This is a genomic window from Hymenobacter cellulosilyticus (assembly GCF_022919215.1).
Lineage (GTDB): Bacteria > Bacteroidota > Bacteroidia > Cytophagales > Hymenobacteraceae > Hymenobacter > Hymenobacter cellulosilyticus.
On the sequence record NZ_CP095046.1, the window covers coordinates 662755 to 689182 of the forward strand.

The 26428-nt window shown below is 60.7% G+C and carries 26 protein-coding genes and 2 pseudogenes; 22 read left to right on the forward strand and 6 right to left on the reverse strand.

Going from position 1 to position 26428, the window contains the following annotated elements; translation table 11 throughout:
* The first annotated feature begins 267 nt into the window (after positions 1 to 267).
* From MUN79_RS03355 to MUN79_RS03385, 7 genes are all read left to right on the forward strand, one after another.
* Positions 268 to 1053, forward strand: coding sequence for an energy transducer TonB (locus tag MUN79_RS03355; RefSeq protein ID WP_244676381.1), 786 nt, complete (start codon positions 268 to 270; stop codon positions 1051 to 1053).
* A 1-nt stretch (position 1054) separates the two neighbouring features.
* Positions 1055 to 1879: an energy transducer TonB gene (locus MUN79_RS03360; protein WP_244676382.1), complete on the forward strand. Its 825-nt coding sequence runs from the start codon at positions 1055 to 1057 to the stop codon at positions 1877 to 1879.
* 4 nt (positions 1880 to 1883) lie between these two features.
* Positions 1884 to 2651 carry an energy transducer TonB gene (locus MUN79_RS03365; protein ID WP_244676383.1) on the forward strand — a complete coding sequence of 256 codons (768 nt, stop codon included), beginning with the start codon at positions 1884 to 1886 and terminating at the stop codon, positions 2649 to 2651.
* A 277-nt stretch (positions 2652 to 2928) separates the two neighbouring features.
* The gene (locus MUN79_RS03370; protein WP_244676384.1) at positions 2929 to 3273 is read left to right on the forward strand and encodes an energy transducer TonB; all 345 of its coding nucleotides are present in this window, start codon (positions 2929 to 2931) and stop codon (positions 3271 to 3273) included.
* 12 nt (positions 3274 to 3285) lie between these two features.
* The gene (locus MUN79_RS03375) at positions 3286 to 3708 is read left to right on the forward strand and encodes an energy transducer TonB family protein (protein WP_244676385.1); all 423 of its coding nucleotides are present in this window, start codon (positions 3286 to 3288) and stop codon (positions 3706 to 3708) included.
* 102 nt (positions 3709 to 3810) lie between these two features.
* A complete protein-coding gene (locus MUN79_RS03380; protein WP_244676386.1) occupies positions 3811 to 5367 on the forward strand; it encodes a hydroxymethylglutaryl-CoA reductase in 1557 nt (518 codons plus the stop codon).
* 259 nt (positions 5368 to 5626) lie between these two features.
* Complete coding sequence (locus MUN79_RS03385; RefSeq protein WP_244676387.1) at positions 5627 to 7198, forward strand: T9SS type A sorting domain-containing protein; 1572 nt, start codon at positions 5627 to 5629, stop codon at positions 7196 to 7198.
* Positions 7199 to 7252: 54 nt separating this feature from the next.
* On the opposite strand, the gene MUN79_RS03390 is transcribed toward MUN79_RS03385, so the two are convergent.
* Together MUN79_RS03390 and MUN79_RS03395 are read right to left on the reverse strand one after the other, a co-directional pair.
* The gene (locus MUN79_RS03390; protein ID WP_244676388.1) at positions 7253 to 7780 is read right to left on the reverse strand and encodes a hypothetical protein; all 528 of its coding nucleotides are present in this window, start codon (positions 7778 to 7780) and stop codon (positions 7253 to 7255) included.
* 120 nt (positions 7781 to 7900) lie between these two features.
* Complete coding sequence (locus tag MUN79_RS03395) at positions 7901 to 9109, reverse strand: homogentisate 1,2-dioxygenase (protein ID WP_244676389.1); 1209 nt, start codon at positions 9107 to 9109, stop codon at positions 7901 to 7903.
* Between the two features lie 156 nt (positions 9110 to 9265).
* On the opposite strand from MUN79_RS03395, the gene MUN79_RS03400 reads away from it, so the two are divergent.
* Positions 9266 to 9850, forward strand: coding sequence for a hypothetical protein (locus MUN79_RS03400; protein WP_244676390.1), 585 nt, complete (start codon positions 9266 to 9268; stop codon positions 9848 to 9850).
* 130 nt (positions 9851 to 9980) lie between these two features.
* On the forward strand, positions 9981 to 11012 hold the full coding sequence (locus MUN79_RS03405; RefSeq protein ID WP_244676391.1) for a transglutaminase-like domain-containing protein: 1032 nt from the start codon (positions 9981 to 9983) through the stop codon (positions 11010 to 11012).
* Positions 11013 to 11251: 239 nt separating this feature from the next.
* Here the strand turns inward: MUN79_RS03405 and MUN79_RS03410 are convergent, their stop codons facing one another.
* Positions 11252 to 11539 (reverse strand): hypothetical protein, encoded by a 288-nt coding sequence (locus MUN79_RS03410; RefSeq protein ID WP_244676392.1) that lies wholly within the window; start codon positions 11537 to 11539, stop codon positions 11252 to 11254.
* A gap of 285 nt (positions 11540 to 11824) precedes the next feature.
* Positions 11825 to 13387, reverse strand: a complete 1563-nt coding sequence (locus MUN79_RS03415; RefSeq protein ID WP_244676393.1) for a S41 family peptidase — start codon at positions 13385 to 13387, stop codon at positions 11825 to 11827.
* 534 nt (positions 13388 to 13921) lie between these two features.
* Here MUN79_RS03415 and ruvX point away from each other — a divergent pair.
* From ruvX to MUN79_RS03435, 4 genes are all read left to right on the forward strand, one after another.
* Complete coding sequence (ruvX, locus tag MUN79_RS03420; protein ID WP_244676394.1) at positions 13922 to 14332, forward strand: Holliday junction resolvase RuvX; 411 nt, start codon at positions 13922 to 13924, stop codon at positions 14330 to 14332.
* Positions 14329 to 14934, forward strand: coding sequence for a peptide deformylase (def, locus tag MUN79_RS03425; protein ID WP_244676395.1), 606 nt, complete (start codon positions 14329 to 14331; stop codon positions 14932 to 14934). Before ruvX ends, def begins: the two co-directional genes overlap by 4 nt.
* Positions 14935 to 15210: 276 nt before the next feature.
* A complete protein-coding gene (locus tag MUN79_RS03430; RefSeq protein ID WP_244676396.1) occupies positions 15211 to 16188 on the forward strand; it encodes a zinc dependent phospholipase C family protein in 978 nt (325 codons plus the stop codon).
* A gap of 98 nt (positions 16189 to 16286) precedes the next feature.
* Positions 16287 to 19127, forward strand: coding sequence for a S9 family peptidase (locus MUN79_RS03435; RefSeq protein ID WP_244676397.1), 2841 nt, complete (start codon positions 16287 to 16289; stop codon positions 19125 to 19127).
* Positions 19128 to 19203: 76 nt separating this feature from the next.
* Here MUN79_RS03435 and MUN79_RS03440 read toward each other — a convergent pair whose 3' ends face one another.
* Both MUN79_RS03440 and MUN79_RS03445 read right to left on the reverse strand, forming a co-directional pair.
* Entirely contained in the window at positions 19204 to 19746 is a 543-nt protein-coding gene (locus MUN79_RS03440) for a hypothetical protein (protein WP_244676398.1), read from the reverse strand.
* 80 nt (positions 19747 to 19826) lie between these two features.
* Positions 19827 to 20861: pseudogene (locus MUN79_RS03445) on the reverse strand (NAD-dependent epimerase/dehydratase family protein); the annotation flags it as partial.
* Between the two features lie 250 nt (positions 20862 to 21111).
* On the opposite strand from MUN79_RS03445, the gene MUN79_RS03450 reads away from it, so the two are divergent.
* The 9 genes and pseudogenes from MUN79_RS03450 (at position 21112) to MUN79_RS03490 (ending at position 26428) form a co-directional block, all read left to right on the forward strand.
* Positions 21112 to 21936, forward strand: a complete 825-nt coding sequence (locus MUN79_RS03450; protein WP_244676399.1) for an ArnT family glycosyltransferase — start codon at positions 21112 to 21114, stop codon at positions 21934 to 21936.
* A 19-nt stretch (positions 21937 to 21955) separates the two neighbouring features.
* On the forward strand, positions 21956 to 22942 hold the full coding sequence (locus MUN79_RS03455) for a hypothetical protein (RefSeq protein WP_244676400.1): 987 nt from the start codon (positions 21956 to 21958) through the stop codon (positions 22940 to 22942).
* A 212-nt stretch (positions 22943 to 23154) separates the two neighbouring features.
* On the forward strand, positions 23155 to 23721 hold the full coding sequence (locus MUN79_RS03460) for a hypothetical protein (RefSeq protein WP_244676401.1): 567 nt from the start codon (positions 23155 to 23157) through the stop codon (positions 23719 to 23721).
* Between the two features lie 228 nt (positions 23722 to 23949).
* Entirely contained in the window at positions 23950 to 24327 is a 378-nt protein-coding gene (locus MUN79_RS03465; protein ID WP_244676402.1) for a hypothetical protein, read from the forward strand.
* 90 nt (positions 24328 to 24417) lie between these two features.
* A pseudogene (locus MUN79_RS03470) lies at positions 24418 to 24788 on the forward strand (DMT family protein).
* A 125-nt stretch (positions 24789 to 24913) separates the two neighbouring features.
* Entirely contained in the window at positions 24914 to 25393 is a 480-nt protein-coding gene (locus MUN79_RS03475; protein WP_244676403.1) for a hypothetical protein, read from the forward strand.
* Between the two features lie 5 nt (positions 25394 to 25398).
* A complete protein-coding gene (locus MUN79_RS03480; RefSeq protein ID WP_244676404.1) occupies positions 25399 to 25659 on the forward strand; it encodes an OB-fold nucleic acid binding domain-containing protein in 261 nt (86 codons plus the stop codon).
* Positions 25660 to 25733: 74 nt separating this feature from the next.
* On the forward strand, positions 25734 to 25889 hold the full coding sequence (locus tag MUN79_RS03485; RefSeq protein ID WP_244676405.1) for a response regulator: 156 nt from the start codon (positions 25734 to 25736) through the stop codon (positions 25887 to 25889).
* Entirely contained in the window at positions 25889 to 26428 is a 540-nt protein-coding gene (locus MUN79_RS03490; protein ID WP_244678271.1) for a response regulator transcription factor, read from the forward strand. The genes MUN79_RS03485 and MUN79_RS03490 overlap by 1 nt, the downstream gene beginning before the upstream one ends.

Genomic DNA, 26428 nt, shown 5'->3' on the forward strand with positions numbered 1-26428 from the left:
GTGGCAAAGGCATTGGGAAGCGCCGGGATACGTCTTGCACCGGTGCAAGGTACTTCACGGAGAGGCTTTGACCATCCTGCACCGGTGCAAGCCGCTTGCCGGGGAGGCTTTGGGCATCCTGCACCGGTGCAAGCCGCTTGCCGGGGCCTCGGCAAGCACCTTGCACCGGTGCAGGATGCAATAAATGCCCGAGAAACGTATCTTCCTGATATAGGTAAAGCCCGCGGCTACGTTGTCAGCTTACCTGCTCTACTCCTGCCTACACCTATGCTCGACTTACCCATCCTCAACGTGCGCCTGAATGCCTGCTCCGAAAGCTGGCAGCAGATGACGCCCACCGCGCAAGGCCGCCACTGCCACAGCTGCGACCGGGAAGTAATCGACTTCACCAGCGGCACTCAGGCCGACCTGAACGCCGCCCGCGCCGCCTCCCCCGATGGGCAACTGTGCGGAATGTTCCGTCGGGAGCAGGTGGCGGCCGTGACGCGGCCGCAGCTACGCCCCAAGCTGCGACGGTTTGTGGTGGCCCTAGTGCTGGTGTGTGGATTGGGGTTGAGCAGCCAAGAGGCGTGGGCCCAGGTACGTAAGGCTCGCCCCGCTACCAAGCGTACTCCCCCTAAACAAGAGCAGGTAGAGGACCTTAACGAGGATGTTCCGGTTGAACCCCTCATAATGGGGGGTGTCGACGCTCTGGCGTTTTACTCGGAGCAGGACTTCGTCCCGGTGGCGCCCTCCGGGCCGTACACCCATGTGGAGCAGATGCCGGAGTTTAAAGACGGTGGATGGGCAGGCCTCCTCGATTTTATACGACGTAATCAGCAATGGCCCGTTGCCGCCAGTGCTGAGGCAGAGGGGAAGGTATTCGTCAAGTTTGTCATTGATAAGACCGGCCGTATTCAGAACGCCGAGGTGCTCAAGACTCCGCACCCGACGCTGAATGCCGAGGCACTACGCATAGTGCAACTGCTTGAGGGCAGATTTGTGCCTGGTCGGCAAAACGGGCAGGCCGTGGACGTATCCTACACAATTGCTATTCCATTCATGCACCTCTGATATGCTCAGCCTGCCTATCCTCAACGTGCGCCTACGCGCTTGCCCCGCCGATTGGCAGCAAATGACGCCCACCGCGCAAGGCCGCCACTGCCACAGCTGCGACCGGGAAGTAATCGACTTCACCAGCGGCACTCAGGCCGACCTGAACGCCGCCCGCGCCGCCGCCTCGGATGGGCACCTGTGCGGCCGGTTTCGGGCGGAGCAGCTAGCCCCCAGCCAGCCGGCCCCGCTACCCCGGCGCGTGGCGCTGCGCCCCCGACTGCGGCGGTTTCTGGTGGCTTTGGTGCTGGTATGCGGGTTGGGGCTGACCAGTGGCGAGGCGTGGGCGCAGGTGCGTAAAGTGGCCTCGGCAGCTAGCAAGCCCAACCAAGGGAAGACACTGAGCAAAAAGACGCTTCCGACTGCCAAGGCCTCTCAGAAAGCGCCTGCTGTTTCCACCGTGACGATAGTCAGCGGGGATGTGCAAGGCCTTGTGGCCATGGATACGCTGACACGGATAGAGGTCGAGCCCAGAGTCTACAGCTACGTGGAGCAGATGCCGGAGTTTCCCGGAGGACGGGAAGGGATACAGTCCTTTGTGCAGAAAAACCTGCAGTGGCCGCCAAATACGGGGATGCTTGATGCGGAAGGCCGGGTGTTCGTCAACTTTATCGTGGGGGCCGACGGGAAGCTGCGCGACTTTAAGGTACTCAAAGGCCTTCACCCTCTGCTCGATGCCGAAGCACTGCGCGTGGCCCGGCTTATGGAGGGCAAATTCGTAGTCGGCCGGCAGAACGGCCGGGCCGTGAATGTGTATTATACCATTCCACTTACGTTTCAACGCTAGTTCTATGCTCCGCCTGCCCATCCTCAACGTGCGCTTAGCCCCCTGCTCCGTGGCCCCCGAGCAGCTGACGCCCACGGCCCAGGGTCACTTCTGCCGCAGCTGCGACCGGGAAGTCATCGACTTCACCAGCGGCACCCAGGCCGACCTGGACGCCGCCCGCGCCGCCTCCCCGGACGGGCGGCTGTGCGGGCGGTTCCGGGCGGAGCAACTAGCTACTACCCCGCGGGTGCAGCTACGGCCGAAGCTGCGCCGGTTCGTGGTGGCCCTAGTGCTGGTCTGCGGCCTGGGCCTGACATGTGGCGAAGCATGGGCGCAGCTCCAAAAAACCGAGCTGGCCACCCGGATAAAGTTCGCCACGCAGCTACAGCTCAAGACACCGGAGGAACTCAGCCCGCTGGCCTTAAGGGAGAATGAGGCGCAGCCTTTGGCCCCGCTCGGCCCCTTGCCCCAATCCCGGGCGTCAATTGTCTTCGGAGTAGTAGCAGAACAGATGCCCGAGTTTAAAGGCGGCATGGAAGGCTTGAAAGCCTACCTGAAGCGGAACCTGCACTACCCCGATAGTACGACGGCTTCGGGCAAAGTATTCGTAGGCTTCTTGGTCACCAGAACCGGGGCTATAGCCAATGCCAGGATCCTTAAATCAGTGGATCCGTTGCTCGACGCGGAAGCCCTGCGCGTGGTGCGGCAAATGCCCGCCTGGAAGCCCGGCCGGCAGAACCGACTACCAACGGAGGTAAGCTACACACTGCCTATCACCTTCAGCCGCCAGTAAGATGCTGAATCTACCCATCCTCAACGTGCATTTAAATGTGGGGGCCAATTCGCAACTGCGGTGGTTCTTGGTGGCGTCGGTACTAGTGTATGGCTTTGGCCTGACGAGCGGAGAAGCCTGGGCTCAAGTACGGAAGACCGGGGAAGCCGCCCGTTTTGAACCGACTGAGCAGTTGCACCGCAAGAGCCTAGAAGAGCTAGGCCTGGAAGCTTTGCAGCAGGCTCCGCCATCCGCCCCAAAGGCGGAAAGGAGGAGTATACGGTTTCATCCGGAAGTCATGCCCACGCCCACAGGCGGGATAGAAAGCCTGTTTGCCTACATCCGGCAAAACCTGCGGTATCCGGCGGGTGCTACGGCAACGGGCAAAGTGTGGATTGACTTTGTGGTCACCAAGACCGGGACCATTACCAATGCCAAGGTTATCAAAGGTCTGGACCCAACCCTCGATGCCGAGGCCCTGCGCCTGGTACAACAAATGCCCGTCTGGCACCCGGGGCAACACAATAAACAGCCGGTAGACGTAGAGTACACTTTACCCATCCGCTTCGGCCCAGAGCCCCCGCAGGAACCGACGGGCCGGGAGCTCCGCCGGCAGGCCCGGGCGCAGCGCCGTATACAGTAGCCTCGAATAGCCATGAAACTACTGCTGCTACTGCTTTGGTTGGCCCTGCTGGCTACTCAGGCCCAGGCACAACGTCCTGCCCCACCCAAACCAGCACCTACCATTGGCCTGACTGATGACCCGCTGTATCACTGCTTTGGGTGTCGGTTTCCAGTGTATAAGGATGGCGGCGCAAAAGGTATGCTGAACAGCATCGGTAAAAACATGCGTTACCCCCATCACCTTACAACTGCGGGCCGGGTGTTGGTGGAGTATACTGTTGACACCACCGGCAAGGTGCGAAATGCAAGGATAAAGCAGGGCTTTCAGCCGGAGGCCGATTCTGCCGCCCTGCGGGCCGTGCGGGCCCTAGGAGACTTTGTACCGGCTATGAATGAGCAAGGCCGACCTCTGACGGTGAAGCAGACCATACCGGTCTGGTTCAGTCCTAAATAGTCCCGGATGCAGTAACAGCAGGTCACATTACGCCGTTGGTTCCAGAAAAATTCGCACTTTACTACCCACATATTCCCACCGAACCCCATCCGCCGACGCTCTATGATTTTCACGCCCAGCCCCATGCTTCTGAAGCTGCTCTACACCCGCGGCAGCCTGCACAACACGCCCGAGGGAGTAGCTTTCAGCATCAAGAACCGCCTCGACACGGTGCGCATCACCCGCATCGACGCCGTGCTCATTGATGGGCAGCGCCTGGGCGTAGAGCAGATTGCCCTGGACCTGGGCAACGGCGACGTGCGGCCCGCCACGGTGTTCAACGCCGACTCGGCCGGCTTTGAGTTGCCCGTGGGCCAGGCCGCCACGTTTCATTTGGCCACCGACAAGCTCCCCGAAGGCATTCATAAGGTGTGCGTGCAGTTTGCCGCCGACCCGTTTGGCAACCTGAGCGTGGAAGTGGAAGACGCTATTGTGAACCTGCCCAGCCACCGCAACAAGATTCCGCGCCAGGACCAGGACGACTACTCCGAGGCCGCCATTCAGGCCCGGCAGCGCTTTGCCGAGGAGTTTACGGGTCAGGAGTTTAAGCACCTGAAGCACTACTCCTTCGACGCCCACGACCTGCAGGGCAACTGTGAGCATTTCACCGGTGTGGCCCAGATTCCGGTGGGGCTGGCCGGGCCGCTGGTGGTAAACGGGGAGCACGCCCAGGGCGAGTTTCTGATTCCGATGGCCACCACCGAGGGCACCCTGGTGGCCAGCTACAACCGCGGTATTCAGGTGCTCAACCTCTGCGGGGGCGTCAAGTGCACCGTCGTCGGCGACGCCATGCAGCGGGCCCCGGTCTTCGTATTCGACGATGCCCGCGGGGCCCGGGACTTCGGCCGCTGGGTAGAGGAAGAAATCGACAAGATCCGGCCCGAGGCCGAAAGCACCTCCCGCGTGGCCAAGCTCCAGTACATCGACACCTACCTGAGCAATAAGTTCGCCTTCCTGCGCTTCAACTACAGCACCGGCGACGCGGCCGGGCAGAACATGGTAGGCCGGGCCACATTTGCCGCCTGCTCCTGGATTCTGGAAAACTACAAGGGCGCCCCGATTCGCCACTTCTACCTTGAATCGAACTTCGCCACCGATAAGAAAGCCTCCCAGATCAACGTGATGCGCACCCGCGGCAAGCGCGTAGTGGCCGAGGCCGTCATCAAGCGCGACGTGCTGCAGCAGCGCATGCGCGTGACGCCCGAGCAGCTGGCCTACCACGGGCAGGTAAGCAACGTGGGGGCCTTTCTATCAGGAGCCAACAACAACGGCGCCCACTCGGCCAATGGCATTACGGCCCTCTTCATTGCCACCGGGCAGGACGTGGCCAACGTGTCGGAATCTTCGGCGGGTGTGCTCTACTCAGAAGTAACCAAGGAAGGCGACCTGTACCTGAGCATCACCATTCCGTCCCTGATTGTGGCCACCCACGGCGGCGGCACCGGCCTAGCCACCCAAAACGAGTGCCTGCGCATGCTGGGCTGCGTGGGCCGGGGCACGGTCAATAAGTTTGCGGAAATCGTGGCCGGCGTGGTGCTGGCCGGAGAGCTCAGCCTGGGCTCAGCCATTTCCTCTTCCGACTGGGTCAGCAGCCACGAGCAGTACGGCCGCAACCGATAGGCACCCGGTTGGGCCCAGTTAAATTCAATTTTCGTCATGCTGAGCTTGTCGAAGCATCTCTATTGTCAAAGTATTTAGTTACTCCCACAGTAGAGATGTTTCGACAAGCTCAGCATGACGTTCTTTTTTCAATTTACCCTTCTTACATCTTATAGTTAATATATTGAAAGCCAATCCGGCGGATACCCACCACCGCCTTCCTGCGGGACAGGCCGTGCGGCCAGAAACCGGTTCTTTACCAGCCACCTTATTGCCTGTTATGAAAAGACTTATACTGTTTGGCTTCCTGAGTTTACCCAGCACGCTCCACGCCCAGTCGGCCCACCCCAACGTGCTGATCAGCGTGCAGAACTCGCCCAACGAAACCAGCATTGCCATCAACCCCAAGAACACCCAGCAGCTGATGGCCGGGGCCAATATCAACAACCAGTACACTTCCCAGGACGGCGGCCGCACCTGGACCTGGCGCACCCTGACCTCGCCCTACTCGGTGTGGGGCGACCCGGTCGTGGTGGTCGACACGACCGGGGCCTTCTACTATTTCCACCTCTCGAACCCCGGCAGCAATTCCGGGGAGTTTCCGTTTATCGACCGGCTGCTGGTGCAGCGCACACCCGCGGTGGGCACTCCCCTGGCCTACCGGAGCTATTTTGGCCTGAACCCGCCCAAGCAGCAGGACAAGGAATGGGTAGCCGTGGACCCCAAAACCAACGCCTTATACGCCACCTGGACCGAGTTTGACTCCTACGGCAGCCTGAGCAGCCGCGACAGTACCCGGATTATGTTCACTAAGTCCACCGACCAGGCCCAGACCTGGAGCCCGCCCCAGCGCATTGGCTTCTACGGCGGCGACGCGGTGGATGAGGACAATACGGTGGAAGGCGCCGTGCCGGCCGTGGGGCCCAACGGCGAAATCTACACGGCCTGGGCCGGCCCGCGGGGCATCGTGTTCAACCGCAGCCTGGATAAGGGCCTGACCTGGCTGCCCCGGGAAAAAACCATCGTGAGCCAGCCCGGCGGCTGGGACTACGCCGTACCGGGCATCTACCGCGCCAACGGCTTGCCCGTCACGGCCTGTGACCTGAGCCCGGGGCCCTACCGCGGCAACCTGTACGTGAACTGGACCGACCAGCGCAACGGCCCCACCGATACCGATGTGTGGCTGGCCCGCAGCACCGACGGCGGCCAAACCTGGAGTGCGCCCACTCGGGTAAACAACGACCCGGCCGGCCGCCACCAATTCTTTACCTGGATGACCGTGGACCAGAAAACTGGCTACCTCTGGTTTGTTTTCTACGACCGGCGCAACTACACGGCCAGCCCTACCGATGTGCGCACCGACGTGTACGCGGCCCGCAGCACCGACGGCGGCTTGACCTTCCAGAACTTTCGCCTCAGCCAGAGCCCGTTTTTGCCCAACGAAAACGCGTTTTTTGGCGACTATACCAACATTACGGCCTACAACAACGTGGTGCGCCCCGTCTGGACGCGCATGGACAACACCCAGCCCAGCGTCTGGACGGCCCTGATTGACGTAACGGTGCTGGGTAGCAAAGGCCCCGGCAGCCTGCCCGACCTGACCCTGCAAACCTATCCTAATCCGGCCGGCAAGGTGCTCCACCTGGCTCTGGAACTGCCCGCCCCCACCCTTACCCAGGTCGACCTGCGCACGCCCACCGGCCAGTTGGTGCGCACGGCCCTGCGCCAGAGCCTCGGCGCCGGCCACCAGCAGCTCACCATTCCGGTTCACGACCTGGCCGCGGGCATCTACCTGCTCGATGTGAAAGTGGGCACTACCAGTCTACACCGCCGCGTGACGGTACTGCACTAAAACACAAAAGGGCCGCTGAAACCAGCGGCCCTTTTCTTTGGCGTACACACCGGCTTAAAGCGGGTCGGCAGTTACTTTGAACTTGGAATCAGCGCGCACGGTGATTTCGCGGGCAATAGAGCGGTTAACCGTAGCCTCGGTGTAAAGCGTGTAGCTGGGTGCTTTGATGTACTTATCGAGCTTGGTGCCGCTGGATGTCAAGTCGATGCTGGATACGCCTTTAGGCACGGCATCCAGGTAAGCCAGGGGCACGATGTCGTTCTGGTCGGTGCCAATCGAGATTTTGATTTTGCTCAGAAAGTCGAAGTTCTCAGCCTGGGGGTCAGTGATGGTGAGCGAGAGTTTGCTCAACGACACGTCTTTTACCAGGTCGGCGCTGGTGTTATTGTTCTTGAACGTCTCGTTGGAATTCACGGATACGGGCACCGGCAGCACCACGGGCGTAGCAATGAAGGCCGCGCTGGCTGGCACCTTGATGTTCTGCGAAGTCGAAATTTCAAAGGTCAGCAGCTGCTTGATTTTTTTGCAGCTCATAAAGCCCAGCAGCAGAAACAGCGGGGCCAGAAGAAGGACTTTTTTCATGCTAGTCATTTATTGCAGTGAAAGTTGGAGGGGGAATAGAAACCGCCTAACGCCCTCTGCACTGATTTAGTGCCGGCGGCGCCAGAAGATAAATATAGCACTTTTCCGGCTTTTCCGCCGCTAGTCCATCATGTCGGCCGAGCGGGGCGGCTCGTGCTTGAAGTCCGGATTCCAGCTCATCGGGTACTTCTCATCCAGGTACGGCAAGGCAGCCTCCGTCAGGTATAAGGGCCGGAACGTGTCGACCATAACGGCCAGCTCGTGGGTTTCCTTTTTGCCGATGCTGGCCTCTACCGTGCCCGGGTGCGGGCCGTGCGGAATCCCGCTGGGATGCACCGTAAACGAGGCCAGGTCAATGCCCTTGCGCGACATGAAGTTGCCGGCCACGTAGTACAGCACCTCGTCGGAGTCCACGTTGGAGTGGTTGTAGGGCGCCGGGATGCTGTCGGGGTGGTAGTCGAACAGGCGGGGCACGAACGAGCAGATCACGAAGTTGTGCGCCTCGAAGGTCTGGTGCACGGGTGGCGGCTGGTGGATGCGGCCCGTTATCGGCTCAAAGTCGTGGATACTGAAGGCGTAGGGATAGAAATACCCATCCCAACCGACCACATCAAACGGCGAGTGACCATAGGTGAGCTGGTGCAGGTAGCCCTCCTTCTTGATCTTGACCAGGTAGTCGCCCGATTCGCGCACATCGCCGGTGATCAGCTCGTGGGGCGGGCGGATATCCCGCTCGCAGTAGGGCGAGTGTTCCAGCAGTTGCCCGAAGTGGTTGCGGTAGCGCCGGCAGGTTTCCACGGGGCTGAACGACTCGATAATGAGCAACCGCACCAGACCCTCGTCGAAGTGGAGCTGGTGAATGATGGTGCGCGGAATCACAACGTAGTCGCCGGGCTCGAAGCGCACGATGCCCAGCTGGCTCCACAGCTCCCCGCTGCCCTCGTGCACGAAAATCACCTCATCGGCTAAGGCATTCTTATAGTAATAGTCCATGCGCCGCTCCGTCGGGTTGCAGATGCTCATGGTCACGTCGGCGTTGCCGATCAGCGTTTGGCGGGCCTGCAGGTAGTCGCCGCCGGTGGTCGTCTGGCCCAGGGTGCGCAAATGGCTGGGCTCCAGGGGCCGGTCTTTTAGCAGCTTGGGCGCGTAGGGCACCGGCTCGCCTACTTTTTTTATCTGGGTGGGCGGGTGAATGTGGTAGAGCAACGACGACACGCCGTGAAAGCCCAGCGTGCCCACGAGCTGCTCGGAGTAAAGCGTGCCGTCGGGCTGGCGAAACTGGGTGTGGCGCTTGTGCGGAATCTGCCCAATACGATGGTAGTAAGCCATACAAAACGAATTTTCGGGTGGGAAATCGGGTGGATTTGGGTTGGTGAAGGTAAGCAGGCTAGCCCAGACCCGCCACACCTGTAGTTGGGCGGAGGCGTTGGTAGCGGTAAGACTGGCTGCTGGTAATACGAACAGAAAACACTTATTTTAAGCCTGATGAGAAAAAAATTTATCCTCGCGATTCTGCTGTTTGGTAGCGGCTGCAAAGCGTTTGACCCCGCTCTGCTCAACCCTACGGCCGAAACCCTGCCTACCCGCCTGCCTACGCTTACGCCCGAGGTGCAGAGTGAGCGTATCCTACTATCCTTCAGCCCGATGGCCGTACCCAACGACGTGCGCACCCTGTTTGAGCGCGAAGTACGCGAGGTGCTCAGTGAGCCGTATGGCAAGTCGCGGGGCTTTCTGGTGCTGCACACGCGCCGGGTGAGTGCCCGGCCTGGCCTGGGTTTCACTTTTGCCTCGGTCCTGACGGCGGGCAGCCTCAACCTGCTGGGTTTCCCCTGGGCCCGCTACCGCTACGTGGTAGACGTGCAGCTCGACGTGCTCAACCAGCGCCGGGAGTTGATTGGCTCGTATCGGGGCACGGGGCAGGCGCGCGCTACGGCCGGTTTGTACAGCCGCACCAATTTCAGCCAGCCCGACCGGGTGTTATATTTGCAGTGCGTCCGGCAAGGCCTCGACCAGATTATTCCGCAGCTGCGCCCCGAAACAGCGCGCCTGCAAGCCGCGCTGGCACTATAAATGAGTGCGGGGTGTTGGCGGAGGCCGGTTATCCTGATTGTAGCTGTTTCTGACAGCTACGCGGCGCGTGCGTAACTTGCGCCTGACTTTATAACCCGGCCGCCCGCGGCTTCACCTTTACTTTTTTCTCGTGTCCTTATTCTCTTCGCTACCCAAAGCCTTTTCGTTTCTGCTTCTGGCCGGCACGCTGCTGTCCTGGAACGGCAAGTCGCCGGTGAGCACCGCGCCGGTACGAGCCCGCACGTTTGCCTTCGAGTACACGGCTACGGTTAAGGATTTGCCGGCTCAGGCCAAGGAAACTGACCTCTGGATTCCGGTACCCCACTCCGACAAATCCCAGGACATCAACAACTTGGTTATCAGCTCACCCTACCCCTACGAGCTGCTCGACGCGGCCCACGGCAACAAGGTGCTGCACCTGCGCGTGCTCAACCCCGAGCCGACCAGCTTCTCGGTTAGCATGAAGTTCGATGCCACCCGGCGCGAGCACAAAAACCCGGTGCTGGTGCCCGAGGCCGGTGGCAAGAAGGAAAAGGAAGCGGCCGACCCCGACATGCAGCGTTGGCTGCAGGCCGACCAGCTCGTGCCCCTCGACGACAAAATCCGCCTCTGGGCCCAGGAAGTAGTAGCCAAAGCCAAGGCCAAAACCGACCTGGAAAAGGCCCAGGCCATTTATAACCACGTGGTCAGCACCGTTAAGTACGACAAGACCGGGCAGGGCTGGGGCCGCGGCGACATCTACTACGCCTGCGACGCCCGCCGCGGCAACTGCACCGATTTCCACGCCGTGTTTATCGGCTACTGCCGCGCCGTAGGTATTCCGGCCCGCTTCAGCATCGGCTTCCCCTTGCCCACCGAGCGGGGCGAGGGCGAAGTAAAAGGCTACCACTGCTGGGCTGAGTTTTACACCAAAGCCACCGGCTGGGTGCCCGTCGATGCCTCCGAGGCAGCCAAGGACCCGTCGCGCCGCAACTACTTCTTCGGGGCTCACGACGAAAACCGCGTTGAGTTTACCCGGGGCCGCGACCTGACGCTGGCTCCGCGCCAGCAGGGCCAGACGCTCAACTACTTCATCTATCCCTACGCTGAAGTCGACGGCAAGCCCTTCACGTCCATTGACAAGCAGTTTCGCTACCACGACGTCGCCCGGGCCGCCAAATAACGCTCCTGTCGCTACCGCACGAAACCGGGCTATTTCCTCCAAAACTGGAAGGGAATAATCCGGTTTTTATTTGCGCGCTATGCAAAAACACCGGCAACCGTGACAGTACGGGCAGAAGCCGGCAGCCGAAAAACAAGCCCCCATATATACAACACCGCCTCCTGGTCAGAAGCGACCAGGAGGCGGTGAGCAGGAGCTACTAGCACGGAGCGGCGCAGATTGCACGGCCCAGGAAGCCATTAGTTACAGCCGCTGCAGGAAAACTCAGGATCATCTACTCCGCCAGTAAGGGTATACGTTACCTCGTTGGTAGGGAAGGTGAAATTGTCACTGGAGTCGTGGTTTGGTCCGGTCTGTACATAGGCGCGGGCCCAGCAGGAAGTACCATTCGGAATGTTAACGGTACTTGTATCGATGCTAACCGACTGGCCATACTGAATTACAGCAGTCCGGTTGGACTGGCCACCGTTCCACTGAATGGAAAAGCTGCTGTCAGCAACGCAATTGTTGACGAATACAACGATCATAAAAAGGAAATATCAGGGAGTAGCTGCGCAAATCGTGTCGCCGCTTTACACGCTCATCTTGACCCAGCAAGTATGATGCGAAACGCACTATAATTCGGATTGGCAAGATCACAAAGGTCGACTAAGTGTACTAGACGGTTTGAAGTACAAATACCTGATTATTAAAAACAGGTGTTTGTACGTGGCCGAGCGAAAGACATACCACCTATGTCGGCGTTAACAAAGAGCCCCGAACTTCCAGCAGGAAATCCGGGGGCTCTTTGTTAACGGAGATATTCGTCAAGCTTACTTGAGCAGGCCCAGCAGCTTGGAGCCGTCGCCGCCCAGGGCGCGCAGGGCCTGCTGCAGCTCGGCATCCTGGTCGCGCAGCACCTGGTAGTAAGCTGTTTTGCCGTAGGCGCTGCGGGCAATCAGGGCCTTAAGTTGGTCTTTGAGCAGTGTAGAGCAGCGCTTCATCCCGGCCGCATCGGCGGGCACGCCGTCGTGGGCTGCCTGCGCGGTCAGGGCTTGCAGCTGGGCCTCGGAAATGCGGAACGAAGTATTGAACTGCTCGAAGCGCATGGCTTCCAGCTCGGCTTTGTGGTCCTGGTAGAAGTTCAGGGCAAACTCGCGCACCAGGTTATGGCTTTGCAAGCGGGTGTAGTAGGGCGAGTACGCCGAGGTGTCGCGGGGCACAAACAGGTCGGGCATGATGCCCCCTCCGCCGTACACGGTGCGGCCCTTATCGGTGCGGTAGCGCAGCGAATCGGCGAAGTGGATGCTGTCGGCGTGGAAATACTCGCCGTGCTTCTGGCGCTGGGCCAGCTCTTTTTCGTAGGCCTCGTAGCCGCCGCGGTACGACTTCTGGATCGAGCGGCCCGAGGGCGTGTAGTAGCGGGCAATGGTAAGGCGCAGCTCCGAGCCGTCGTTGAGGGCAATGGGTTGCTGCACCAGGCCTTTGCCAAAAGTGCGGCGGCCTACCACCAGGGCCCGGTCGTGGTCTTGCAAAGCACCAGCCACCACCTCGGCGGCCGAGGCACTGCCTTCATCCACCAGCACTACCAGCGGGCCTTCCTCAAACTCGCCCAGGGTGCGGGAGTAGGTCTGGGTGTCGTACACGTCGCCTTTGCCGTCGGTGTATACAATCTTCTTGGTGCCGCCAATAAACTCGTCGGCCAGCTTGGTGGCGCGGTCGAGGTAGCCGCCGGGGTTGCCGCGCAAGTCGAGCACGAGGCGGGTCAGGCCCTGCCGGCGCAGGTCACCTAGGGCCTGCTTAAACTCGTCGTAGGTGCCACTGGCAAAGCGGCTTACCTTGATGTAGCCGGTTTCGTTATCGACCATATAGGCCACGTCCACTGAGCTGTTCGGAATCCGGTTGCGGGTCACAAGCACGCTCAAGGGCTTGCGCTGGTGGCGGCGCTGCACCAGCAGCTGCACCTTGCTGTTGCGGGGGCCGCGTAGCTTGCCAAACATCTGCTCGGTCGTGATATGCACACCCGATACCTGCTCGCCATTTACGGCCAGGATTCGGTCGCCGGGCTGCAAACCAGCCTGCTCGGCGGGGCCGCCACTCAGGGGCGAAACAACGGTTACGGTGTCGCGAAACAGGTTGAACTCCACGCCTACACCGTCGAAGTCGCTCTGTAAGAAGGCCGAAGCCTGCTGCTGCTGCCGGGCCGGAATAAAGACCGAGTGCGGATCAAGGCGCTCCAGCATGCGGCTAATAGCGTAATCGGACAGCGCCTCAGCATCCACGGAATCCACGTAGTCGCGGTCCACGTAGCTCAGAATCTCTTTGAACTTTAGGTAGCCCCGGGCCGTGCCGTCGGGGTTTTGGTCGGAAGGCCGAAACGGGTTTGCTCCCAGCAAAATACCACAGGCCAACACTATCGCCAGCAGCAGCGGCTGCCGTACCTGGGCCCGCGAATTGCGGGGGCAGCAGCCGGCGTGCTTACCGGTTCGGGCGCCTGAGCATCGTTTGGCTCAACGTTCATAAGCGACTGAGAGAGTAGAAGTTCGGACGATAAGGAGGAGTAACTGGCTAGGGTAAGCTTTCAAAGCTATTGAAACTTTTCCAAGAAACCCACCTACTACATAGGTGAATCAGGATTTTCCAATAACAGTACAATTCTTTATAAAATAAGAACTATATACACCCGATATAGCTCGTTATTCTCCAAATTCAGCGCTGTTCTAAAAGCTTGATGCACAAAGATAAATCTATGACTTTTCATAGTCTTTGGATTTAGACGAACTCAGCTTCCGGCGGGTCGGGCGGTAAGCTACGGCGGCCTAACGCGGCGACTTGGGCCGGGCTTTGAATGCTACCAATCTTGCGGGCTATCGTATCTTTGCAGAGCAGCGGGGCTGTTAGCTTCTGCTGCCGTCATTTTCACGCTTTCCATGGGACGTATCCTTGCCATTGACTACGGGAATAAGCGAGTAGGACTGGCCGTCACGGATCCGCTCCAGCTCATTGCCACGCCGCTCGAAACCATTCACAGCCAGGACCTTTTGACCTACATCAAAACCCTGCACGCCCGGGAGCCTCTTTCGGCCCTTGTCATTGGTATGCCCAAGACCCTGCTGAACGAAGCCACCGACTCGACCAGCGCCGTGGTGGGCGTGGTACGGCGCCTGCGCAAGGACTTCCCCGAAGTGCCGGTCCACGAAATTGACGAGCGCTATACCTCACGCATGGCTCATGCCGCCATGCTGGCCGGCGGCCTGTCCAAGAAGGACCGGCGCGACAAAGCCACCGTCGACAAGGTAAGCGCCACCCTTATTTTGCAATCTTTCCTCGAATCCCGATGATTTATCCCATTGTTGCCTTCGGTGACCCGGTCCTGAAGTCCCGCGCCAAAGACATCCCCGCCGAGTTGCCCGCCGACGAGCTCAAGCAGCTCATCGATGATATGTACGCCACGATGTACCACGCCAACGGTGTGGGTCTGGCTGCCCCCCAGATTGGCAAAAGCGTCCGCCTGTTCGTGATTGACTCGGCCCCGATGGTGGGCGATGATGACGAGGACGAAGAAGAAGCCACGGATGCTGACCCGACGGAGGCACCTGTAAAGCGTGCTTTCATCAACCCCGTGATGGTAAGTGAAACCGGCGAGGAATGGGGCTTTGAAGAAGGCTGCCTGAGCATTCCCGGGGTGCGCGAAACGGTGTACCGCCACGAAACCATTGTGATTCGCTACGAGGACGAGCAGCGCGTGCAGCACGAGGAAACTTTCTCGGGTATGACGGCCCGCGTGATTCAACACGAGTACGACCACCTGGAAGGCGTGCTGTTCACCGACCATATCTCCAGCTTCAAAAAGCAGCTCATCAAGGGCAAGCTCACCCGCATCAGCAAGGGCGACGTGAATGCCGATTACCGTATGCGCTTCGCCGGGCAGGGCCGCCGCTAAGCCGCTTAGTCTGAAGGAATACAACTCGCTGGCCGGGTCGCAGAAAAGCGTCCGGGCCGGCGAGTTTTTTTGTTACTTAGGGGCTGCTATTTTCTCTGTCATCCTGAGCTTGCAAAGGACCTTTCTCTCCTACCCCACTACGTTTCCTTCAATGGGACATCGAGGTAGAGCAAAGGCTTAGTTACGTTGAATCAGGTTTGTAAGGACATGGAGGAAGGTCCTTCGCAAGCTCAGGATGACAGAACTGAATTAACGGATTATCTGGCCCCAAACTCTATGCGTAAAACCTTTACTCTATTCCTGTTATCAACTTTTTGGCTACTCCCACACCGGCCCCAGGCCTGGGGCTTTTTCGGGCACCGGCTGATTAACCGGCTGGCGGTGTTTACGCTGCCGCCCGAGATGGTCGGGTTTTACAAGGCCAATATTGACTACCTGACCGAAAACGCCACCCGACCCGACTCCCGCCGCTCGGTGGTGCCCGGCGAAGCCCCGCGCCACTTCCTGGACGTGGACGTGTACGGCGACAGTGCCCTGACTAAGCTGCCCCACAACTGGGCCGACGCCGTGGCCAAGTACGGGGAAGACTCGCTGATGAAGCACGGCATTGTGCCCTGGCAGGTGGTGAAAATGAAATACCAGCTGACCGACGCCTTCAAAAAGCGGGACGCGGACCGGATTCTGAGTTTCTCGGCCGACATGGGCCACTATATTGCCGACGCCTGCGTGCCGTTGCACACCACCCACAACTACAACGGGCAGCTGACCGGGCAGCGCGGCATTCACGGGTTCTGGGAAAGCCGGCTGCCGGAAATCCTGAGTGCCAACTACGACTTTTTCGTGGGCCAGCCGGAGTATCTGAAGAACCCGACCCAGACCATCTGGGACGCGGTGGGCCGCTCCAATGCCGCCGTGGATTCGGTGCTGCGCTTCGAGCGGGAGCTGACCACCGAGTTTGCCGACGACCGTAAATTTGGCTTCGAAGAGCGGGGCAACCAGACCGTGCGCGTCTATTCGCGGGACTTCACCGACGAATACCACCAGCGCCTCAACGGGCAGGTAGAACGGCAGATGCGCCTGGCCGTGAAGCTGGTAAGCAGCTACTGGTACACCTGCTGGGTAGATGCCGGGCAGCCCGACCTGGGCAAGCTACCCCGTACTACTTCCGAAACCGAGAAGCAGCGCCTGGCCAAAGAATCGGCGGAGCTGAAGAACGCGCCGGCCGAAGCGGCTGTTCCGGGGCACGAGGATTAGCCAGAGCCCCGGCGGCCGGGCTGCAACTACCGCCTTGCTTTTCCTTCCTTTGCTGAACCCCAACTTCTCCCTGGTTTTTCAGGGCTTACTTTCCATTGATGTATAAACCGTTTGCCCTGCTGGCCGGCCTGGCTTTCTTGCAGCCCGCCGTTGCCCAGCAAACTCCCAAAAAGCCGCTCGACCACTCGGTGTACGACCAGTGGCAAAGCGTTGCTAATCAGAAGATCAGCCAGGACGGCAAGTACGTGCTGTTTCAGGTGAAACCCCAGCAGGGCGACGGGACGCTCTACCTCAAGACGGCCGCCAACCAAACCCTGCGCCAGGTGAGCCGCGGCGACTCGGCCCAGTTCACGGCCGACTCCAAGTTTGCCGTCTTCAGCATCCGGCCCCAGTACCAGGTGGTGCGGCAGGCCAAAATCAAGAAGAAAAAGCCCGCCGACATGCCCAAGGACTCCTTGGGCGTGTACACCCTGAACGGCAACAAGCTCAGCAAGTATCCCAACGTGAAGTCGTTTCAGCTGGCCGAAGACGCGGCGGTGCTGGCGTTTCTGGGGGAGCGGCTGCCGGTGAAGGACGCGGCCAAGAAAGCCCCGACCGACACCATCAAAAAGCTTACCGACCAGCTGCTGGAAGCCAAGAAGGAAGGCGCTCCGCTGACGGTGGTGAATTTGCTGACGGGCAAGACCAGCACGTTTGAGTACGTGACGGACTACCAGATCAGCAAGCCCGGCAACAAGGTGGGCTTTGCGGTGGTGGCGCCCAAGGGCAACAAGGACGTGAAATCGGGGCTGTACGTGCTGGATGTGGCCTCGGGCACGGCCAAGCTGGTCAGCGCGGGCAAGGGCGTGTACAAGAACATTGCCTTCGACGAGGCCGGCAAGCAGCTGGCTTTTACGGCCGAGAAGCACCCCGAAAAAGCTCTGGTTAAGCCCTTTAGCCTGTACTACTCCGACCTCGGCGCCGACTCGGCCCGGGTGCTCCTCAAGCCCAGCGCTACGCCCCTGCCCAAGGGCTGGTCGCCGAGCGGCTTTGGCAAGGTGAGCTTCAGCAAAAACGGCGAGAAGCTGTTTTTCGGCACGGCCCCCGACCCAATTCCGCAGGATACCAGCATTGTCGACTTCGAAACGGCCAAGCTCGACATCTGGAACTACAAGGACGACTACCTGCAGCCCATGCAGCTCAAAACGCTGAAAAAGGACCTGCAGCGCAACTACTTGGCAGTCATCTACCCCAAAAAGGACGGCAAGTTTGTACAGCTGGAAAACGAGTACCTGCGCGACTCTTTCCTGCCCGAAAATACCAACGCCGAGTACATTCTGGCCGTGACGGATACCGGCAAGCGGGTGTCGATGCAGTGGGAAGGCACCACGCTCAAGCAGGCCTACCTGGTGTCGACGGTGAGCGGGGAACACGTGGCTATTAACCCCAAGGCCGCCAAAAGCCGGTTCCAGATGTCGCCCGACGGGCGCTACGTGACGTGGTACGACTACGCGAATAAGAACTGGTTTGCCTACGCCGTGGACGGCCGCAAAACTGTGAACCTGACCGGCAAACTCAATGTGTCGTTTACTGACGAGGAAAACGACTCGCCCGATGACCCGCAGCCCTACGGCCTGGCCGCCTGGACCAAGGACGACGCGGCCGTGCTGCTCTACGACCGGTACGACATCTGGAAAGTAGACCCCAAAACCGGCGTGGCCGTGAACTTCACGGGCGGCGTGGGCCGCAGCACCAAGCAGATTTTCCGCTACACCATTCCGGTCGAGAAAAAGAAGTTTATCGAGCCCAAGGATGAGTTGCTACTGCTCGTGCAGAACGAGACGACCAAGCAGTGGGGCTACTCCCGCAAGAGCATCAGCAGCCTGAAAGCCCCGGAGGCCCTGGTAATGGCGCCCTTCGGCTATTCCAACCTGATGCAGGCCAAGAAAGGTGACACGTTTATCTACACCAAGTCGAACGTGAGCACCTCGCCCGACCTGTACGTGAGCCGGGACCCGAAAAAGGAAACCAAGCTCAGCAGCATCAACGCCCAGCAGAAGGACTACAACTGGTTTACAGCCGACCTGGTGCACTGGACCACGCCCAAGGGCTACAAGGCTACCGGCGTGCTCTACAAGCCCGAGAACTTCGACCCCACTAAGAAGTACCCGATGGTAGTGTATTTCTACGAAAAGCTTTCCGATGGCCTCTACAAGTACACGGCCCCGGCCCCCACGCCTTCCCGTCTCGACATTGCCATGTTTGCCAGCAACGGCTACCTGGTTTTCACCCCCGACATCAGCTATACCATCGGGGAGCCGGGCCCGTCGGCGGTGGAGTTTATCAACTCGGGCGTGGAGGATCTGAAGAAGAACAGCTGGGTGGATGCGGCCCACATTGGCCTGCAGGGCCAGAGCTGGGGAGGCTACCAGGTGGCCTACCTCATCACCCAGACTAACATGTACGCCGCGGCCTGGGCCGGTGCACCCGTCGTGAACATGACCTCGGCCTACGGCGGCATCCGCTGGGAATCGGGCATGAGCCGGCAGTTTCAGTACGAGCACACCCAGAGCCGCATCGGCGGCACACTCTGGGACCAGACGGAGCGCTACATACAAAACTCCCCGCTATTCCATCTGCCTAAGGTGCAGACGCCGGTGGTGATTATGTCCAACGACGCCGACGGAGCCGTGCCGTGGTACCAGGGCATTGAAATGTTTACGGACCTGCGCCGCCTGGGCAAGCCCGTATGGCTGCTGCAGTACAACGGCGAGGCCCACAACCTGGTGAAGCGCGAAAACCGCAAGGATATTTCGGTGCGGGAGCTGCAGTTCTTCGACCACTACCTCAAAGGCGCCCCGGCCCCTGTATGGCTGCAGCGCGGCGTGCCCGCCGTGGAAAAAGGCCGCAACTGGGGCTTGGAAACCACCTCGAGCAGCGCGGTGAAAACGACGCCGTAATACAGTTCTAGTAGGCTGATAAGGCCCGCTACGTCCTCGACGTAGCGGGCCTTATTCTTCTGGTAAAGTCGGTGTACTAATGCTCCACAAAGACTTTACCCTGGGAAATTATGGGGCGGCGCTTTACTAGACTGTCATACAAAGGCTGGCCTCGGAAGGACTCCAGCAGCCGCTGGTTGCGTAGCGTATCCGCTGTCAGGAGGTGGAGCGAATCCCCGCTGATAATAAAAACCGGGTGCGGGAAAACCGGATTGCCGCGCCATTTGACATTATGCAGCTGCGTGTGGTAAAAGTAGTACAGCCCATCACAGCCCGCTGGAGCAAACAAGGGCTGAACATCCAGCGCCGAAACAAATGGTTTTTTGAAAGGCGGACCCGGCATTAAAGCTCGGTACTGCGCCGCAAATTGCCGAAACAGCTTCCGCCGGCAGCTACAGGCATCATCCAGCACAACATACTCCTGCCGCGGTGCATTCCGAAAGTGCTTGCTGTGGCTGGGCATTGGGGTTCTCATCCTTGCCTTAGCAGCATGGTAAGAATCCTTGCCGCAGCCAGCCAGCGTTAAGGAAATAACCCCGGTCCAGAAATAGTGGCAATACCCGCGCAAGTGGTACTTCATCTACCGGTTCGTCATGAGAAGCGGCTACACAACCTCCACCACGGGCAACCAGGCCACGAACTGGCGCAGGCCCTCGGTCAGGGTGGTCTGGGGCGAGTAGCCGAGCAGGGCTTGGGCCTTGCGGATGTCGGCAAAGGTGATGTCGACGTCGCCGGCCTGCAGGGGCTCAAAGCGCAGCTCGGGCTCGATGCCCACGGCCTGCCCCACGGCCTCGATAAGCTGGAGCAAAGGCACCGGCCGGCTGTTGCCCAGGTTCACGGTTTCGAACACGCCGGTGTGGTTGAGCAAGTAGCGCACCCCGCGGGCAATACCATCCACCGTATCGGCCACGAAGGTATAGTCGCGGGCGGTGCTGCCGGTGCCGAACACTGGAATGGGCTTCCCGGCCCGCAGCAGGCGCACGAACTTGTGAATAGCTAAATCGGGGCGCTGCCGGGGCCGTACACGGTAAAGAAGCGGGCATTCAGCGCGTCGAGCCGGTAGAGGTGGTGGTAGGTGTGCACCAGCTCCTCCCCAGCCAGCTTACTGGCTGCGTAGGGCGAAATGCAGGTAGCCAGCGTGTTCAGATCCTCCCGGAAAGGCTTCTCAGAAGCATTGCCGTAGACCGACGACGACGAAGCAAAAAACAGCTTGCCGATGCCCTGCTGCCGCATCCATTCGAGCAGGTGCATCGTGCCCATCACGTTGCATTCCAGGTAGGCGGCTGGCTCCTGCACCGAGGGCCCCACGCCGGCTTTGGCGGCTAGGTGCACTACCACATCGGCTTGCACGGCCGGCAGAGCCCCTGGCCCCTGGCGCAAGTCGGCCTCGTAGAACGAGAAGTGCGGGTGACCGGCAAAAGCTGCCAGGTTCTGCTCCTTGACCGCGCGCGGATAGAACGGGTCAAAGTTGTCGACGCCCACCACGCGGTAGCCGTCGTGCAGAAGCCGTTCGCACAAGTGGGAGCCAATGAAGCCGGCGCAGCCTGTAACAAGAACAGTAGATAGTGGCAAGCTGGTAGAGGTAAAGAATAAAAGCCGGGCTAGGCGGAAGAATTCGGAAGCTAAACCAGCAGCGAGGTGCTCCCGCGGCCGGAACGAGGGCAGCGGTAAAGCGCCCGGGTAAAGATGCGGCATCTTACGCCGATTTGTTTTTATAACCAGTCAGCGCCGCTGTGGTTTTAAAGGCAGCGAGCTAAGGCCGAGGCGCAACCCGCCTAAAACCAGCCGCCTATATTCACGGTACGCAGTTTAGTTTTTATTTGGCAAAAGCCGACCGCCGGATTGGCTAAGCATGATTTGCCAGGCCGCCTGCCTCGCCCCGGCCCAGGACCGCCCAAAGAAGCTCGAAGGCTTTGGTACTGTTCAGATAAGCTACTGGCCGGCTTTGTATTCCATCATTCTGTCAGGGTTTCAGCATGCACGCCCCCTCTCCTTCCCCTTGTTTGCCCGCTGGTGGGTGCGCCTGCTGACGGTGCTGGCGGTGGGCGGCGTCAACTTCTTCGCCCATCTGGGGGCATTGGAAGTCACTTTGATGGAGGCCCGCAACTTTGTAGCGGCCCGTGAAATGGCCGCCGGGGGCTCCTGGCTGCTGCCCACTATGAACGGGGAACTGCGCTTGGCCAAGCCGCCCCTGCCCACCTGGGCCGTGGCAGCCGTGCTGCGCCTGAGCCCGGGCACCACCGACCCGGGCCTGCTCCGCCTGCCCGCCGCGGGCATGACCCTGCTGCTGGTGCTGTTTTTCTGGGGCCTGGCCCGGGAACTGACGCGCAACGCCCCGGCCGAAGCTCAGGCCCCGGGCCGCACGGCCTGGCTGGCGACCCTGGTGCTGGGCAGCAGTCTGCTCATCATCACGGTGGGGCGCGAAGGGCAGTGGGACATCTTTTCGACAAGTTTGGCCGTTGGGAGCCTGTGGCTGCTTACCCGGGGCTGGAACCGTCCGGGCCCGGCCTATGCCAGCTTTCTGGGAGGCGGAGTATTGCTGGGTGCCGTGGTGCTGAGCAAAGGTCCGGTAAGCCTGTACGCCGTGGTGTTGCCGTTCGTGGCCGCCTACGCATCCCGCTGGCAGCCCGGCGGCCTGGAGCGGCTGCGGCTGCACTGGCCCGAGGCGCTGGCTGCAACGGGCGTGGCGCTGGCAATAGGGGCGCGTGGCCCGTGTATGTGGGGCTGCACGTGCCTGCTGCGGCCTTGGCTACGGCTTCCACAGAAGTAGCTTCCTGGGGGAGCGGCACGTGCAGCCCCCGTGGTACTACTTCAATTTTGCGGTGTTCAGCGGAGTCTGGACGGTGGCGGCCCTGGCCGCGCTGGTATGGCCCTTCGCGCGGCGCCGGGCCAGCCAGTTTGTGCCCTACGCCTTTGGGCTGGCCTGGCTGCTGGTGGCGCTGGGGCTGCTGAGTGTGGTGCCCGAAAAGAAAGAGCGGTACATGCTGCCGCTACTGCCGCCGCTGGCCCTGCTGCTCACCGGCTTGCTGCGGTATTGGGAAGTGCAGTTTGCGGCCCCCGGCTCCCGACCGCGCCCCGACCAGTGGCTGTTGCGCGGCTGGGCGGGAATCCTAGCGCTGGCCTGCGGGGCCCTGCCGGTGCTGGTAGGCGCGGCCCGGCTGCCTGGCTATACTCTTACCTCCCCGGCTCTGGTGCTCACGGCCCTGGTCTTTGTCGCGCTGGCGGGTCTGGCCGGCTGGGCGGGGTGGCGGCAACTGCCCAGGCCGCTTATGGCCGCTTCCCTCCTGAGTATGAGTGCCCTGCTAGGGCTGGTGCTGCCCGCGTATGCCGCGCTGTTGCACCGTCGCAACGAGCCGGGCCTGCGCCGCTTGCCGCAGGTGGCCGCGGCTCCCGTCTGGCAAAACCTTCCCTGGCTGGCTCTCGACGGGCTGCCCATCGAGCAGGTGTGGGCCGCAGGCCGGGCCGTACCCCTCTGGACTGGCCCTGCCGACCAACTGCCGCCCTTGCCGGTGGTAATAGTGGCAGCTTCTCCCCTGCCCGCCGCCTTCCTCCCGCCTGGCAGGGCCGTGTGCGACTGGCCTATACCGACAGCTTTTATCTGGGCCGCAAGAAAGAGGAAGGACTGTTTTTCGTGGGCAAGCTGGTGGCAGCCGATGGGCGGCAGCAATGAGGCAGAGAATGTCAGCCCAGGTAGCTTCATGGCTTCTAGCAGTCGGGCAGAGGAGAAGCACGCCACAGTAGTTGCTCTAGGAGCTTATTACAGCTTAACTATATAACGGCTTCACAATAGAATTACAGGCAGGGCGTTTTGGCACTCTGGTAGCGCGAAGGCCGCTTATTGTCTTCCCCGCCGGGTCAACGGCTTACGCTTATTGTCTTTTCACTTCATTTCCTCTATGCTACCCTATCGTACCTTTTGCATCAGCCTTGGCCTGCTTTGCCCCTGTTGGCGCCGGCTCAGTCGTCTACCCCCAAACCCCGTTTTTATGTGAGTCTGCAGGGTTCCTTCGGAGGCTATCCGGAGCGCTACGGGTCTGCTACCAACGTGGCTACCCTAACCCCGACGCTAGGCTGGCAGGTACTGCCGCGCTTGGGCGTGCAGGCCGGAGCGGCCCTCGACACGGATGTGCGGGCCCGTAACTTTTACCTCTACACAGTCGACGAGTATGGCCGGCTGGTGGATGGCGGAGATATGGCGAGCCGGGTACGTCAACGCACGCTGGTAGTACCTGTGCTGGCTCGCTATACCCTCACGAAGCGAGCTGAGCGACGCCTGCAGTTCGACGTGCTGGGCGGCGGCAGCCTGGTACACGTAGCTCTGCGCCAGCGAATTACTCCCATCGGCACTGCCTCGAGCCAGACGTCGGAGACGACCACCACTTCCAACAGCTTATGCATGACCCTGGGCGGCGGAGCGCGCTACACCGTGTGGAAAGGCTTGGAGCTAACAGCTGAGGCAGTGCTAAACCGTCAGATAGTTAGCCCCAACCGCATGCACAAGGCTAACCCCAATCTGGCCGCCGGGTTGCTCTACCGGTTCGGGTCGCGGGGCTAATATTCGGGTGCACATGCCACGGCCGGCAACTGGGGAAGAGTCTCCGGTTGCCGGCCGTGGCATGTGCACCCGGCCCGTTATCTTGCCCTCCGGTCCCGCTTTTCTGCTCCCGGCTGCTTACTATTGCCAGCCGGTTGCGGGCTTTGGCCGGGCCAGGCCAATTTCAGTCCAGCCTTATTTCCTGAACTGGGTGAGCCGCTTACGCACTTTAGCCCTACCCTTGCGCCCATGACTCTTCCAACTCACGCCAAGTTGCGCCTGCTACTATTGTGGGTCTTATTTGGGGTAGCCTTTATGCAGTACCGGTTATTTATGCTGCTGTTACAAGTGCTGATACCTAACTCGGGAATCCGGGAATTGACGGCCGAGGAATGGGATTTTACAGCTCAGGTAAGCACTATCTGGACGTGGGGGGTACTGGTTTTGATTGTTGGCCTAGTGGTAGCAGCCTTCTACAACTTCCGCCTGCTCAAACGGGCCTTTCCTCAACGGGGTGGGCAATACGCTACGCTCCGGGTTCTAAACATCATGCTGCTGGCCGGTCTGGGCTTCTTGGTAGCGTTTCTGCTCTTCATTGTTCCCCGCATCGGCTTTATGCTGGGGTAAGATCCCGGCCTGCGCGGTTGGCAAAACAAGTCCTGCTACCCAAGGTGCTCCGGTAGCGTATGTCAGCCTGTTTATCTATTCGTCTGCCCCATGAAAGGCTTTTACACCATCCTGCTGCTTACCATCTCCAACCTGTTCATGACCTTTGCCTGGTACGGGCACCTGCAGTTCAAGAAGATTACCTGGCTGCACGGCCTGGGGCTGGTGGGCGTCATCTTCATCAGCTGGGGCTGGCCTTTTTCGAGTACGTGTTTCAGGTGCCCGCCAACCGCCTCGGCTTCGAGGAAAACGGCGGCCCCTTCAGCCTGTTTCAGCTCAAAGTCATTCAGGAAGTCGTGTCCCTGACGGTGTTCACGCTATGCGCCGTGTACGTGTTCAAAACCGACAAGCTGGGCTGGAACCACCTGGTAGGCTTCGGGCTGCTGGTGGCGGCGGTGTACGTTATTTTCAAGAAGTGGTAAGGAGCAGAAGAACCGCTTAAGGCACCTGAAGAAAAATTAATGTGAGCTTCAGCCCGTCGTTAGGCGCGCCGGCCACCTTTGAAGCGTCGACTGGGAACAAGCCCAGTTGTTAGCTTCTCTAGCGTATGCGCAAACCCGCCCACCTCTTACCGCTGCTCCTGCTGCTGGCCTTGCAGCTGCCCGAAGCCCAGGCCCAGAAGCTCCGCCGCCCGCCGTCCCCGCCTCTGTCCACCCTGGCCACGCAGGAACGCTCGGGCACCCTGCTGCGCTACACGGCCAACCCCGAGGGGCTCTACGACGGCTTCATCTACCAGGCCGGCGGCTCCCAGGACTCGGTGCACTTCCTGCCCGACATGGCCAAGTCCCTGATGAACCTGGCCAAGCCCGAACAGAGCATCACGTTCAAAACAGCTGAGCACCAAAGCCAGCAGGGAGCCCAACGCCTGGAGCTGGTGAGCATTAGGGTCGGCAAAAAGACGCTGGTTATGACCCTGCCGCCTCCGCCGCCCCCGCCCCACCGGCCCCTGCTCCGGTACCGGCCGAGCCGCCGATGGCTCAGCCGCCTGCCCCGCCCGCCCCGCCTTTGCCGCCGCCGAGCAAGCTAAAGCCGGTGTCGGTGGAAGGCCGCATCAAGGAGCTGCGCAACGACCGGCAAGGCCACCTGCGCGCCATTCTGCTGACCGACCAAACCCTGCTGACCGTGCCGCCCCACGTGGGCGTGCAGCTGGCCGACAAGCTCAAGCCCGGCGCTACCGTGCAGGCTACCGGCCTGCCCATTGAGCTGCACTGGGGAGCCGTGGCGGCCGATAAGCTGCGCCGCATTCACGCCCAGACCCTGACCGTGAACAACGTGCAGTTTCTTATCAACTAGCCTCAGGCACCCGTAAAGCCCGGCCGGACAGCTTCCGCCGGGCTTTACGGGCCATTTGCTTAGCTTCGCTGCCCATGCGAATTCTGCTCATTGAAGATGAGGCCCGCCTGGCCGGCTTTGTGCAACAAGGCCTGGTGCAGGCCGGCCACGTGGCCGACGTGGCCGCTACCGGCCCGAAGGTCTGGAGCGCGCTGCCACGGCCAGCTACGACGTTATCCTGCTCGACTTGATGCTGCCCGGCCAGAACGGCTTCGAGGTGCTGCGCAACCTGCGCGAGTTCGGGCTCGACGGCGTGCCGGTCATCATCCTGAGTGCTTTATCGGATACTGCCCACGTCATCCGGGGGCTCGACGCCGGAGCTGTGGACTACCTGCGCAAGCCCTTTGAGTTTGATGAGCTGCTGGCCCGGCTGCGGGCTGTGGAGCGCAAGCGCGGCAGCACCGAAGCCGCCGTGCTTCGCCTCGCCGACCTGGAGCTGGACCCCATTCACCGCTCCGTGACCCGGGCCGGGCAGCCGCTCACGCTCACCAACCGGGAGTTTGCCCTGCTCGATCTGCTGCTGCGCAATGCCGGGCGCGTCGTCACCAAAACCCGCATTGCCGAAAAGGTCTGGGACGTAGACTTCGACATGGGCTCCAATGTCATTGAGGTGCACGTTTCCCAACTGCGCCGCAAGCTGGACCGCGCCTTCCCCGACCGGCCACCCCTGCTCGAAACCGTGGTCGGGCACGGCTACCGGCTGGTGGGCGGCCCAACGGCGGCGGTGTAA